This is a genomic window from Methylobacterium sp. R2-1 (genome assembly GCF_014191355.1).
Lineage (GTDB): Bacteria > Pseudomonadota > Alphaproteobacteria > Rhizobiales > Beijerinckiaceae > Methylobacterium.
Window position 1 is genome coordinate 183632 of sequence record NZ_JACHWM010000007.1, and the last position, 12724, is coordinate 196355.

At 69.1% G+C, this 12724-nt stretch carries 11 protein-coding genes; 7 read left to right on the plus strand and 4 right to left on the minus strand.

All coding sequences use genetic code 11. The features are described from left to right. Positions 1 to 205: 205 nt before the first annotated feature. The gene (locus FHU13_RS12175) at positions 206 to 1051 is read left to right on the plus strand and encodes a DUF502 domain-containing protein (RefSeq protein WP_183436141.1); all 846 of its coding nucleotides are present in this window, start codon (positions 206 to 208) and stop codon (positions 1049 to 1051) included. 39 nt (positions 1052 to 1090) lie between these two features. Here FHU13_RS12175 and FHU13_RS12180 read toward each other — a convergent pair whose 3' ends face one another. Together FHU13_RS12180 and recG are read right to left on the minus strand one after the other, a co-directional pair. Further along, positions 1091 to 1417, minus strand: coding sequence for a hypothetical protein (locus FHU13_RS12180; RefSeq protein WP_183436142.1), 327 nt, complete (start codon positions 1415 to 1417; stop codon positions 1091 to 1093). Positions 1418 to 1807: 390 nt separating this feature from the next. Further along, positions 1808 to 3997, minus strand: a complete 2190-nt coding sequence (gene recG / locus FHU13_RS12185) for an ATP-dependent DNA helicase RecG (RefSeq protein WP_183436143.1) — start codon at positions 3995 to 3997, stop codon at positions 1808 to 1810. A gap of 92 nt (positions 3998 to 4089) precedes the next feature. Here recG and FHU13_RS12190 point away from each other — a divergent pair, with 92 nt between their 5' ends. From FHU13_RS12190 to FHU13_RS12215, 6 genes are all read left to right on the plus strand, one after another. Beyond that, positions 4090 to 5061 (plus strand): NAD-dependent epimerase/dehydratase family protein, encoded by a 972-nt coding sequence (locus FHU13_RS12190; protein ID WP_183436144.1) that lies wholly within the window; start codon positions 4090 to 4092, stop codon positions 5059 to 5061. Positions 5062 to 5124: 63 nt separating this feature from the next. After that, positions 5125 to 5421 carry a succinate dehydrogenase assembly factor 2 gene (locus FHU13_RS12195; RefSeq protein ID WP_017483961.1) on the plus strand — a complete coding sequence of 99 codons (297 nt, stop codon included), beginning with the start codon at positions 5125 to 5127 and terminating at the stop codon, positions 5419 to 5421. Positions 5422 to 5634: 213 nt separating this feature from the next. Beyond that, a complete protein-coding gene (gene mfd / locus FHU13_RS12200; RefSeq protein WP_183436145.1) occupies positions 5635 to 9231 on the plus strand; it encodes a transcription-repair coupling factor in 3597 nt (1198 codons plus the stop codon). Positions 9232 to 9533: 302 nt separating this feature from the next. Next, on the plus strand, positions 9534 to 9743 hold the full coding sequence (locus FHU13_RS12205) for a cold-shock protein (protein ID WP_183436146.1): 210 nt from the start codon (positions 9534 to 9536) through the stop codon (positions 9741 to 9743). Between the two features lie 102 nt (positions 9744 to 9845). Beyond that, a complete protein-coding gene (locus FHU13_RS12210; protein WP_183436147.1) occupies positions 9846 to 10214 on the plus strand; it encodes a DUF6481 family protein in 369 nt (122 codons plus the stop codon). A gap of 185 nt (positions 10215 to 10399) precedes the next feature. Then, positions 10400 to 10597, plus strand: a complete 198-nt coding sequence (locus FHU13_RS12215) for a hypothetical protein (protein WP_183436148.1) — start codon at positions 10400 to 10402, stop codon at positions 10595 to 10597. 75 nt (positions 10598 to 10672) lie between these two features. On the opposite strand, the gene FHU13_RS12220 is transcribed toward FHU13_RS12215, so the two are convergent. Next, on the minus strand, positions 10673 to 11014 hold the full coding sequence (locus tag FHU13_RS12220; RefSeq protein WP_183436149.1) for a hypothetical protein: 342 nt from the start codon (positions 11012 to 11014) through the stop codon (positions 10673 to 10675). A gap of 258 nt (positions 11015 to 11272) precedes the next feature. Then, complete coding sequence (locus tag FHU13_RS12225; RefSeq protein ID WP_312889582.1) at positions 11273 to 12721, minus strand: AMP-binding protein; 1449 nt, start codon at positions 12719 to 12721, stop codon at positions 11273 to 11275. Positions 12722 to 12724: the final 3 nt, after the last annotated feature.

Genomic DNA, 12724 nt, shown 5'->3' on the forward strand with positions numbered 1-12724 from the left:
GGCTGTACCGAGGTAAGATTTCGTGGGCCCCGATCAAGTTGCCTCGCGCACCACTCATACGAAATCGGGTTCGTTGCTTCGCGAGGCGGATTTCGCACGTCGCTCAGGCCCGCGCAGGCTGCTGATGCGGCGCGCCGGTGCCGGCCGCTCTTGAGCCGTCCACGCGCAGCGGCTAGGTCTCTGCCCCGGAGAGCGGGAGGCCGGGATGGATCCGTCCGCCCGCTCGTCCGCCTCTCGAGGTGCATGCGTGGCGCCGACCCTCTCGCCGATTCCGGATGCTCCGGAACCCGCCTCGTCCAAGACGCGCGTCAGCGCCCGCGGCCGGCTGCGGACCTATTTCCTCACCGGCGTGATCGTCGCGGGCCCGCTCGCGATCACGATCTACATCACGTGGTGGTTCATCGCCCTGATCGACGGGTGGGTGAAGCCGCTGGTGCCGGCGAGCTACCTGCCGGACCACTACCTGCCATTCTCGATTCCGGGCCTCGGCCTCGTCATCGCCTTCGTCGCGGTGACCTTGCTCGGCTTCCTCACCGCCAACCTCGTCGGGCGCTCGGTGGTGGAGTTCGGCGAGGTGCTGCTCGCGCGCACGCCCGTCATCTCCGGCCTCTACCGCGGGCTGCGCCAGATCTTCGAGACGCTGTTCTCGGCCAACGGCACCTCGTTCCGCACCGTCGGACTGGTGGAGTTCCCGGTGAAGGGGACGTGGTCGGTGGTGTTCCTCTCGGCCCCCGCGGCGAATGAAGTGCAGGGCGCGCTCCAGGCGAAGGAGGGCGGCGAGCACGATTACGTCGGCGTGTTCCTGCCCTGTGCGCCGAACCCGACCACGGGATTCTTCTTCTACCTGCCGCGCGCCGAGATCGTGGAGATCGCCATCAGCGTCGACGATGCGGCTAAGCTCGTGATGTCGGCAGGCGTGATCCAGCCGGAGGATCCGCGGGCGGGCTTCCACGCCATGGCCGCCTCCCTGCGCCAGGCGCAGGTCGCGGAAGGGGAGGCGGCTCCGGATACAGAAAAGGCGCGCCGGGAACCGGCACGCCCTGATCTCTAGGCCCTGATCTTTAAGTCCGATCTTACGGCTTTTTTCGCCTCAGTGGTGGAGCGAAGCCTTCTCGACCGGTAGCGTCGGCGGAGTCGCGTCGGCGACCTGATGCCCGATCACGGGGCGAGCAACCGGCGAGGACCAGTCGGTCGCGATCTGGACAGTCAGCAACAGGGCAAGGCCCGCGCACAGCGCGTTGGCCGCGATCCAGAGCCGGCGCGAAGATTGCCGCACGGCGCTCACCAGAGCGTCCGACGTCGTCTCGTCGCGCGTCTCGCGATCCGAGATCGGCATGAGCCAGGGTTCGACGGAGAGCGTATCGGCTCCCCAATTCTCGGAGGAACCCGGCAGGCGTTGGAACGGTGCGATCGACATCGCGATCCTCCTTTTTTCCAGTGGCACCCCGGTCTACGAGGCCGTTTGTTCATCTCCAGTTAAGCGACGATTGGGGCAAATACAAGGTAATTCCGCTTTTTCCGCCCTGCCGCGCGCTCACTTCGAGTGAGAGCGATGCTGTGCAAGGGATTGATCGGAAATAGAAATCTTCCTTTTTGCGGGCAGCGTTGCCGCAGCCGGGGAGTTTCCGGCGCGATGCCTTCGACTTTCTGAACGGCCCATTCAGGATCGCATGTTCCTGAACGACATCCTGAACGAGTGACCGCGTTCGGCATCCGGCGGTCGCCTTCGCAATGGCAGGGGCTGGCCTCGCTCCTCCCCGCGCTGGCGAATGACACGGCTTGCCGCGTCGATCGAGCGGCCGCGATGTCAGCCCGCCTCGATCAGCCGGATCGCCGCCTCGCGCTCGAACAGGTAGAGCAGCACCCTGAGCGCCCGGCCACGCTCGCTCGAGAGGCGCGGGTCACGCTCCACGATCAGCCGGGCATCGTCGCGGGCGGCCTCCAAGAGGTCGCCGTCGCTCTCCAGCCGCGCGAGGCGGAAGGCGGCCATGCCGGATTGCCGGGTGCCGAGCACCTCGCCCTCGCCGCGCAGGCGCAGGTCCTCCTCGGCGATGCGAAAGCCGTCCTCGCTGGCGCGCATCATCTCGAGCCGCGCCTTGGCCACCTGCCCGAGAGGCCCGCGGTAGAGCAGCAGGCAAGAGGAGGCCTTCGAGCCGCGTCCCACCCGCCCGCGGAGCTGGTGGAGCTGGGCCAGCCCGAACCGCTCGGCATGCTCGATCACCATGATGGTGGCCTCCGGCACGTCGACGCCGACCTCCACCACCGTGGTCGAGACCAGCACGCGGGTGCGGCCGGCGGCGAATGCCTCCATCGCCGCGTCCTTCTCCGGCCCCGGCATCTTGCCGTGGATCAGGCCGACCCCATCCCCGAAATGCTTCTTCAGATCCTCGAAGCGCTCGGCCGCCGCAGCCAGATCGACGTATTCCGACTCCGCCACCAGCGGGCAGATCCAGTAGACCCGATCGCCCGCGGCCAGCGCCCGGTGCAGGCCCTCCACCACCTCGTCGACGCGCTCCACCGGCACGGTGATGGTCTTGATCGGCTGACGCCCGGCCGGCTTCTCGTCGAGTACCGAGACGTCCATGTCGCCGAAGAAGGTGAGCGCGAGGGTGCGCGGGATCGGGGTGGCGGTCATCACCAGGATGTCTACCGCCTCGCCCTTGGCGCCGAGCGCGAGGCGCTGGTGCACGCCGAAGCGGTGCTGCTCGTCCACCACGGCGAGGCCGAGATCGCGGAACGCCACCGCCTCTTGGAACAGGGCGTGGGTGCCGACCACGATGTCGATCCCGCCCGCCGCGAGATCCGCGAGCGTCGCGCGCCGCTCGGCGGCCCGGTCGCGGCCGGTCAGCAGCCGCAGGCGCATGGCGCCCGCGAGCGGCACCAGCCGCTCGAAGTGCTGCCTCGCCAGAATTTCGGTGGGCGCCATCAAGGCGGCCTGCCGCCCGGCCTCCACCGCCGAGGCCATGGCGAGCAGCGCCACCGCCGTCTTGCCGGAGCCGACATCGCCCTGGAGCAGTCGCAGCATCCGCCGTTCGGAGGCCATGTCGGCGCGGATCTCCTCCACCGCCCGTGCCTGCGCGCCGGTCAGCGCGAAGGGCAGCGCCGCCTCGACCCGCGCCTTGAGGTGCCCGTCGCCGGCATTGACCCGGCCGGCTTTCCGCCGCTGGCGGGCGCGCACCAGGGCGAGCGCGAGCTGCGAGGCCAGCAACTCGTCATAGGCGAGCCGCTTGCGCGCGGGACTGGCGGGCGGGGGCTGCCCCTCGCTCGGGGGAGGGGGGGCCTCCTCGGGCCGGTGCTCGATGCGCAGGGCCTCGGCGAAGGGCGGGAAGCGATTGCGGGCGAGATAGGACGCGTCCTGCCACTCGGGCAGGACGGGGAGTCGGTCGAGCGCGCCGTGGACGATCTTGCTGATCACCCGCGAGGTCAGGCCCTCGGTGGCGCCGTAGATCGGCTCGACGGCGGGCAGGCTCGCCAATCCCGCCTCGTCGAGGATGCGGGAGGGATGGACCATTTGCCGGGTGCCGTCCCACAGGTCGATCCGGCCCGAGACGTAGCGGTGGCTTCCGACGGGCAGCATCTTCTCGATGCGTCCCCGCGGCATGCCGAAGAAGACGAGGCTGATGTCGCCGGTCCCGTCCTCGACCAGCACGCGGAAGGCGCGCTTGCCCAACATCGGCGGCCGATGGGCCACCACGGTCACGCCGAGGGTGACGGGCTCGCCGGTCGGCGCATCGCGGATCGAGCCGCAGAGCGGCCGGGCGACGCCGCTCTGCGGCAGGTGGAACAGCAGGTCGGCGACGCGGGCCGGCCGCTCCTCGGAGCCCAGCAGCTTTTCGATCAGCGGCGCGATCTTCGGCCCGACGCCGGGCAGGCCGCGGGCCGGGGCGAAAAGCGGATCGAGGATGCTGGGCCGTAGGCCGGGGCTGTCATCCCCGCCGGAGCGGTGAGGGGCCACATCCGCACGGTGCCCGAGGGTCTGCCTGATGTCCGAGGTCATGTGACCGGAAGCTTGGGCCTTGAAAGCGTGAGCGATGCGCGGACACCGTATACCCCGCTTCACCCTTCGCCCACAGCTGCGTATATGGCGTCATGCGCGTGCTCCTCACCGGTTCCTCCGGTTGGCTCGGACGGTTCCTCGCCCCGCAACTGCGCGCGGCGGGCCATGCCGTCACCGGGCTCGACGTGGTGCCGGGGCCTGAGACGCAGGTGGTCGGCTCGGTGGCCGAGGCCGGGCTGATCACGCGGGTCTTCGACACGCACGGCATCGAGGCGGTGATCCATGCCGGCGCCCTGCACAAGCCGGACATCGCCCGGTATCCGGCGCAGCGCTTCATCGACGTGAACGTGACCGGCACGCTCAACCTGCTGGAGGCGGCGGCCCGAGCGGGCCACGACCGCTTCGTCTTCACCTCCACGACCTCGCTGATGATCTCGCAGGCCATCCGCGACGAGACCGCCGACCACGCGGTCTGGCTCGACGAGGATTCGGGGCCGCTCGCACCGCGCAACATCTACGGCGTGACCAAGCGCGCCGCCGAGGATCTCTGCCGGCTCTTCCATCTGGAGCACGGGCTCGCCTGCCTCAGCTTGCGCACCGCCCGCTTCTTCCCCGAGGAGGACGACACCCATCGCGATCTCTCCGGCGAGAACCGGAAGGCCAACGAGTTCCTGCACCGGCGCCTCACCGTGGAGGACGCCGCCCGCGCCCATGTCGTCGCGCTGGAGCGGGCGCCGCAGATCGGCTGCGCCACCTTCGTGCTCTCCGCGCCGACGCCTTTCGCGCGCGCGGAGGCGCGGGCCTTGAAGGAGGATGCGGCAGGCGTGATCGCGCGGTTGTTTCCCGACGCACCCAGGCTCTACGCCCAGCGCGGCTGGCACCTGCCGACGCGCATCGGCCGGGTTTACGATGCCTCGCGCGCCGAGCGGGTGCTGGGCTTCCGCTGCGCGACGGACTTTTCGTGCGTGCTCGACGCCCTGCGCACCGACACCCCGCTGCCCTTCGCGCACGATGCGGGTTACGTTTCGCCACAGGTCCGGGCCGTGGTGCGCCTCCCGCGCTGACGCCGTTTGCCCGCAGCCGCACGCCCCTCTACATGCGGGTTCAGGATCACCAGGGGAAAGCCCATGTCCGGCACAACCCGCACCAGCGCCGACCTCGACCCGCGCCGCCGCCGCACGCTGTTCCGCGCGTGGCACCGCGGCATCCGCGAGATGGACCTGATCATGGGCCGCTTCGCCGATGCCGAGATCGGCGCGCTGTCCGAGGAGGAACTGACGCAGTTCGAGGCCCTCATCGAGGTGCCCGACCGCGACCTGTTCCGCTGGCTCACCGGTGAGGATGCGACGCCGGAGAACTACGACACCGCCGTCTATCGCCGGCTCAAGGCGTTTCATCGGCACGACGCGCCGATCCATAACTGAACGTTTGCCGCCGCAGACAGCTTCCTGTTAGGCGCTGGCATTCCCTCTCCCCACTATAGAAGAGGGTGCCCACGGAGCGGGCGGGTACGGGGCCGGCTCAGGTCCTTCCGGATGCGGCGCCCCCTCTCCCGACCCTCGCTCACGCGAGGGCCACTCTCCCTCGAAGAGGGGGGAGAGCGATGATGTCGAGCGCACGTAGAAATCAACGATCTGATGGCCAAGCCCCAGCCCAAGCCGCCCGCTCCCGCCCCGAAGCCGCAGACCGCGCGCTTCGCCCTGCCGAAATCGGCGCCGCTGACCAAGGCACTCGACGCGATCCGCCGCGGCGATAGCCCGACCCTGGCCTCGGTGCCCGACGGCTTCGACGCGCTGGTGGCGGCCGATCTCGCCCGCGCGCTGTCCGGCTCGTTCGAGGGGCCGGCGGTGCTGGTCCATGTCGCCCGCGATTCGGGGCGCTCCAATGCCTTTCAGAACGCGCTGAAATTCGTCGCCCCCGAGATCGAGGCGATGAGCTTTCCGGCCTGGGACTGCCAGCCCTACGATCGCGTCTCGCCCAATGCCGCGATCGCCGCGCAGCGCATGACCGCGCTGTCGCGGCTCACCCGCTCGCGCTCGTCGGAAGAGAAGCCGCGTATCCTCTGCACTACGGTGAACGCCCTGGTACAGCGGGTGCCGCCCCGAGCCCGGGTCGCGGTCGAGACGTTTTCGGCGGCGATCGGCAACGTGGTGCCGATGGACAAGGTGGTGGCCTGGGTCGAGGCCAACGGATTTCTGCGCACGGGCACGGTGCGGGATACCGGCGAGTACGCCGTGCGCGGCGGCATCCTCGATCTCTCGCCGCCCGGCCTGCCGAACCCGATCCGCCTCGATTTCTTCGGCGACACCCTCGAGTCGATCCGCGCCTTCGATCCCGAGACGCAGCGCACCGTCGGATCGCTGCGCTCCCTCGATCTCGTGCCGATGAGCGAGGTGCAACTCACCACCGAGACGATCCGGCGCTTCCGCCAAGGCTACCTGTCGAGCTTCGGCGCGGCGACACGCGACGACCGGCTCTACGAGACGGTGAGCGAGGGAAGGCGCTACGCCGGCCTCGAACACTGGATGCCGCTGTTCTACGACGGCCTCGACACCCTGTTCGACTATCTCGGCGACGTGCCGATGCTGTTCGACCCGCAGGTCGAGGAGGCGGCAGCCGAGCGGCTCTCCCTGATCCAGGACTATTTCCAGGCCCGCGAGGCCGCGCTGAAGAACCCGCAATCCGGTGTGGCGCCCTACAAGCCGCTGCCGCCGCGCGCGCTCTACCTCACGCCCAACGAGTGGAAGGGCAAGGTCGAGGCTGGCACGGTCGCCCGGCTCACTCCCTTCGCGCAGCCGGATTCCGACGAGCGCGCCGTGATCGATTGCGGCGCCAAGGCCGGTCGCAACTTCGCGCCCGAGCGAGCGGACGAGGCGGCGAGCGTGTTCGACGCGGCGGTCGCGCATATTCGCGACCTGCAGGCGTCCGGGCATCACGTGATCCTGGGATCCTGGTCCGACGGCTCCCGCGACCGGCTCTGCGGCGTGCTGGCCGATCACGGCCTCAAGAAACCCATCGAGATCAACACCTTCACCGCCGTGAACGCCTTGAAGCGCGGCACCGACGTGGCGGTCGCGGTCTGGGGCCTGGAAGCGGGCTTCACCCTCGACCGGCTCGCGGTGGTGGCCGAGGGCGACATCCTGGGCGACCGGCTGGTGCGCCAGAAGCGCAAGTCGAAGCGGCCCCAGGACATCATCCTGGAGGTGCAGGCGCTCCAGCCCGGCGACCTCGTGGTGCATGCCGATCACGGCATCGGCCGCTTCGTCGGCCTCAAGACGATCACCGCGGCGGGCGCGCCGCACGACTGCCTGGAGCTGCAATATGCCGGCGGCCTGCTGCTGCTGCCGGTGGAGAACATCGAGCTTCTGACGCGCTACGGTTCGGAGGACTCGGAGGTCGCGCTCGACCGCCTCGGCGGCGGGGCGTGGCAGGCCCGCAAGGCCAAGATGAAGCGGCGCATCCTCGAGATGGCGGGCGAGCTCATCAAGGTCGCCGCCGCCCGCTTCGTGAAGCCCGCCCCCAGCCTCAAGGCGCCGGAGGGGCTGTACGAGGAATTCGCCGCGCGCTTCGCCTTCCAGGAGACCGAGGATCAGGCCAACGCCATCGACGCGGTGCTCGACGACCTCAATGCCGGGCGGCCGATGGATCGCCTCGTCTGCGGCGATGTCGGCTTCGGCAAGACCGAGGTGGCCCTGCGCGCAGCGTTCGCCGCGGCGATCTCCGGCAAGCAGGTGGCGGTGGTGGTGCCGACGACGCTGCTCGCCCGCCAGCATTTTCGCACTTTTGCCGAACGCTTCAAAGGCTTGCCCATCAACGTCGCCCAGCTCTCGCGCTTCGTCTCCGCCGGCGATCAGCGCCAGACGCGCACCGGCCTCTCCGAGGGCAAGGTCGATATCGTCATCGGTACCCACGCGCTTCTGGCCAAGAACGTCGCCTTCAAGGATCTCGGCCTCATCATCGTCGACGAGGAGCAGCATTTCGGCGTGGCCCACAAGGAGCGGCTGAAGGCGCTTCAGGCGGACGTCCACGTGCTGACGCTCTCGGCCACCCCGATCCCGCGCACGCTGCAGCTCGCCATGACCGGCGTGCGCGAGCTCTCGATCATCGCCACGCCGCCGATGGATCGGCTGGCGGTGCGTACTTTCGTGACGCCGTTCGATCCGCTGCTGATCCGCGAGGCGCTGCTGCGCGAGCGCTATCGCGGCGGCCAGGCGTTCTACGTGGTGCCGCGCATCGAGGATCTGGCGGAGGTCAAGCGCTTCCTCGACCAGGAGATGCCGGAAGTGACGGTCGCGGTCGCCCACGGCCAGATGGCAGCGGGCCAGCTCGAGGACGTGATGACCGCGTTCTACGAAGGCAAGTACGACGTGCTGCTCTCGACCACGATCGTCGAATCCGGCCTCGACATTCCGACTGCCAACACGCTGATCGTGCACCGGGCCGACATGTTCGGTCTCGCGGCGCTCTACCAGCTCCGCGGGCGCGTCGGCCGCTCGAAGGCGCGGGCCTACGCCCTGTTCACGACGCCGGCCAACCGCCAGCTCACCGCGCAGGCCGAGCAGCGGCTCAAGGTGCTGCAAAGCCTCGACACGCTCGGGGCCGGCTTCCAGCTTGCGAGCCACGACCTCGACATCCGCGGCGCCGGCAATCTTCTGGGCGATGCTCAGTCGGGCCACATCAAGGAAGTCGGCTACGAACTGTACCAGCAGATGCTGGAGGACGCGGTCACCGCCTTGAAGGCGGGGATCGAGGAGCCGGTGGAGGAGGCGTGGTCGCCGACCATCGCGCTCGGCGCCCCCGTCACGATCCCGGAGGACTATGTCGAGGATCTCACCGTCCGTCTCGGCCTCTACCGGCGCCTCTCGACCCTTGAGAACGATGCCGAGATGGAGAGCTTCGGCGCGGAGCTGATCGACCGCTTCGGTCCGTTGCCGCCGGAGGTTGAGCAGCTCCTCAAGATCGTCACCATCAAGATCCTGTGCCGCGAGGCCAATGTCGAGAAGGTCGAGGCGGGACCGAAGGGCGTCGTGGTGCATTTCCGCGGCCGCTCCTTCGCCAATCCCCAGGGGCTTGCCGCCATGGTCGTCGAGCAGGGTTCCTTCGCCAAGGTGCGGCCCGACATGAGCGTCGTGTTCATCCGCGAACTCGACGGCGTGCCCCGGCGCCTGAAGGAGACAACGCAGATCCTGCGCGGCCTCGTGACCATCGCCAAACGGGCCAAGAAGGCGGCGTGAGCGGCTCTCGGGCGAGGGACGATCGCGTCCCAACGCGCGCTACGGGTTGACGAATCGCTCGAGCGGGCAGGTCATTTCGAATGACCTGCCAACAATTCTTGCATCGCGAAAATAAAACGAGCCTTGATAAAGCTTCATTCGAGTCGCATATAGATCTCATCGATGCGAGGCCGGATTTTCTGGGCCGTGACGCCTCCGCAGGGCGGTTCTCATTTTCCTTCGTTATCGGTCGAACGACACAGCCTCAGCGTCGCATGGCGCAGGGGCTCGCTACTTGCATCCTGCGGAGACAAGGACAGTCTATGAGCACCGGCACCGTCAAGTGGTTCAACGAGCAAAAGGGCTTCGGCTTCATCCAGCCCGAGGACGGCTCGAAGGACGTTTTCGTTCACATCTCGGCCGTCGAGCGCGCCGGTCTGCGTGGCCTCACCGAGGGCCAGAAGGTTTCCTACGAGATGGAAACCGATCGCCGTTCCGGCAAGCAGTCGGCGGGTCAGCTCCAGGTCGCGTAATCCGCGCCTGAACCCGAAATGTCGAAGCCGCTCCGGCCCGGAGCGGCTTTGCGCTTTTAAGGCCGTGGTCCGACCCGGATCCGGCACGATCAAGGACACTCTGTGAGCTTCACCAAACAAAACTCCTTCGACGACCGTCGCCAGGACTCGGCCTCTGCGCGTGAGGCCATGCTCGCCCGTTTCCGCGCCCGCCCCGCCAACGACGACCCGGCCGTACAGGCGCGCGTCGCCGAGCGTCGCGCCATCGCGGTTGCCCGTGACGAGCGCGTCAAGGAACGCGAAGTGCAGCGCCGCCTCGAAGCCGAGCGGCTGGCCGCCATCGCTGCCGCGGAACGCGAGGCAGAAGCGGAGCGCAAGGCTGCCGAGATCGAGGCCGCCGCCGAGCGCGTCCGCCTCGCCCAGGCCAAGCAGAAGGATGAGCGGGACGCCCGCTACGCCGCTCGCAAGGCCAAGATCAAACTTCGCCGCTGACAGGCGTCGTTGACAGCCGTCACTGCGAGCCGGCCCTCCGGCTCGCGAGCCCGCCCGGCGCGGATCTGGGACCGATCTCGATCGGGCATTGCGAACGAGACCCGGACCGATTCATTGTCCTGAGGGGGCTCCCCTTTGCCGTCGCGGCCCGCCGCTTCGGAGAGAAAGCGTTCGAGGAGACTCCGATGATGCACAAGTTCAAGCTCGGTCAGCGCGTTCGCCGTGCGCAGTCCTCCCCCCTCGACGAGAGGCTTGGTTTCGGCGCAGTCAGCGAAATCGTCCGCCTGATGCCCGACGATCCGACCGGCGAGCCCTCCTACCGCATCCGCTCCGGTTCGGCGGAACGCGCCGTCCGCGAGAGTGAGATCGTTCTGGCGGCGTAGCCGCGTCTCCCGATCGCGCATGCGAAAAAGGCGGGCTCCTTGGCCCGCCCGTCATTGTCCCGTTATGGGAAGGCCCTACAGCTCCGGCTCGTTGAGCACGTAGGGGCCGATTCGGCTCTTCAGATCGACCGGCGCGCCCGAACGGGGACCTGCGTCGTCCATCTCGATCACCGGGATGCCGCCGACCCGCATCTGCTCGCGCAGACGGTTGGCAAGGGCAGCGATGTGGGGATTTGGGCTGGAAGATAGCTGGAGAACGATCGCCGCGGGACGGGCGATCACGGCGAGAACGTCGTCCGCCGCCTCGATCGAAGCGGTGACGCTCGCGTAACCGAGCCCGGCAAGGTCGGCGGCGAGAGAGCGATCGACGGCGCGGCGGCCATCGTCGACGACGAGCACTTGTTGCAGCGCACCCATAAGCTTAAGCGTTACCCCATGTCGCGCCTCGTGTGAAGAGGCGCTTCGGATAACCCACACGGCCACGATTGGTTCGCCGGCCATGCAGATCGATCGAACATAGAATCGCTTGGCTGAAGGCCTGATGAACTGCACTGCACAGGCCGCGAGTAAGGGCGTCAGGGCCTGCCGCTCCTCCGCTAAGTCCTTGTATCTATCTGCTTTTATTTGATTTGACGAAGGCGTGATCGCCGCGCGGGTCGCGCTCAGCGGGCGGGATTACGCAGGCGCAAAATTTTCCGGGGAAGCGGCAGATTCGGACGTCTCAATCGCCTCGATCGCGGTTGCAAGCCCCCCGAACAGCACCGGCGCGAAGACTGTCTCCTGCCAAGCTCCGTCCGGCACGGCGGGCCGATTCCCGCGCTGCAGCGCGGTCGCGGCGGAGGCTTGGCCGCGGAAGGCGAGACGCCCGTCCGGGCCGTGCCGCAGCGCCAGCAGCGAGGTCGGAAGAGAGAGGCGCTCCGGCTTGCCGAGCACCAGCGAGAGGTCGCCTGCGGTCCCGCGCCGGCCGGAGAGAAGCGCTGTCTCGTCGAAGATGATCGTGTCGATCACCGTGTCGTGCCGCAGGCTCTGCGGCCTGCCCATGGCGCGGCTGCGGCCGGGGAGGCGCGCCGGCGCTCGGTGAACCAAGGCGACGGAGCGCAGATCCGACGGAAGGTCACGACCGGCGAGATTCTTTTCGAGGAAGGCGGGGGCGACGAGGTGGGTCGGACCCGGCCGCCGCAGGGCCGCCGCGAAGGCGGCGCCGTCGAACAGCGGCATCGTCTCCAGGCCCGCGCCGGCCACGAGGGCGGCGGCGAGCCCGGTGGCGAGGCCGCGCAGGTCGTGCGGGCCGATCAGGCTGAGGATGCGCTCGCCGGGCGCGACACGCATCGCCACGAGGTGCGCGGCGGCGGCCGCCACCACCGACTCGCCGCTGCGGTAGACCGGCCGCTCGGGATCGCCGCCGACGAAGCTGACGATGCCGGCGGAAGCAGGTGCCGGTCCGGCCGTCTCTCCGGCCGGTCCGTCGAGAACGAACCGGTCGAGGTTGATCACGCCGTCCGGCACGTCGGGGCCGAAGGCAGCGAGATAGCGCAGGCCGAAATAGCGCGCGGCGACGTTGCAGAGGCGCTGCGCGGGCGCGGCGGAGCCGAGCCGGGCCTGGGTCAGCACCGCGCTCAGCGCCACGCCCTGGGCCGCCGTGAGCAGGCGTTCCTCGTCCCAGGAGACCGGCAGGAGACAGGCGACGTGGCCGGCGGCTTCGACGGCGAGGATGGCCAGCGCGCTCTCGGCCGAGCCCGGCAGGCACAGGCCGATGCGGCTGCCCGGAGGCAAACGCCAGCTCCGCAGGCCGCGGGCGAGGCGCTCGACGATCTCGGCCGCGGCGGCATAGGTCCAGGTGATGGCGGGTCGGTCGCTCCAGTCCGGCTTGTCGGCGGGATCGACCACGGCGATCCGATTAGGATGGCGCCGGGCCGTGGCGGCCAGCAGGCTGCCGAGGCTGACACGCCGCTGAGGAGCGGCGGTCGGCGCCGGATGCGGGGCCTCGTGCGATGCGTCCTGCGAAGGGGCCCGCGAGGCCTCTTGCGAGGCGTCTTGCAGGGCCCGTTGCAGAGCCGCTTGCAAAGCGTCCTGCAAGTCCCTCGGCGACGCCTCAGCGTGCGTGATAGCCCGTTGCGCCGACACTCG

What these genes read in the sequence shown, in the direction of transcription:
- FHU13_RS12175 (WP_183436141.1), top strand. Translation starts at nt 206, where the DNA reads ATGGATCCGTCCGCCCGCTCGTCCGCCTCTCGAGGTGCATGCGTGGCG.
- mfd (WP_183436145.1), top strand. Translation starts at nt 5,635, where the DNA reads ATGGCCAAGCCCCAGCCCAAGCCGCCCGCTCCCGCCCCGAAGCCGCAG.
- FHU13_RS12180 (WP_183436142.1), bottom strand. Translation starts at nt 1,417, where the DNA reads ATGTCGATCGCACCGTTCCAACGCCTGCCGGGTTCCTCCGAGAATTGG.
- FHU13_RS12205 (WP_183436146.1), top strand. Translation starts at nt 9,534, where the DNA reads ATGAGCACCGGCACCGTCAAGTGGTTCAACGAGCAAAAGGGCTTCGGC.
- recG (WP_183436143.1), bottom strand. Translation starts at nt 3,997, where the DNA reads ATGACCTCGGACATCAGGCAGACCCTCGGGCACCGTGCGGATGTGGCC.
- FHU13_RS12220 (WP_183436149.1), bottom strand. Translation starts at nt 11,014, where the DNA reads ATGGGTGCGCTGCAACAAGTGCTCGTCGTCGACGATGGCCGCCGCGCC.
- FHU13_RS12190 (WP_183436144.1), top strand. Translation starts at nt 4,090, where the DNA reads ATGCGCGTGCTCCTCACCGGTTCCTCCGGTTGGCTCGGACGGTTCCTC.
- FHU13_RS12215 (WP_183436148.1), top strand. Translation starts at nt 10,400, where the DNA reads ATGATGCACAAGTTCAAGCTCGGTCAGCGCGTTCGCCGTGCGCAGTCC.
- FHU13_RS12195 (WP_017483961.1), top strand. Translation starts at nt 5,125, where the DNA reads ATGTCCGGCACAACCCGCACCAGCGCCGACCTCGACCCGCGCCGCCGC.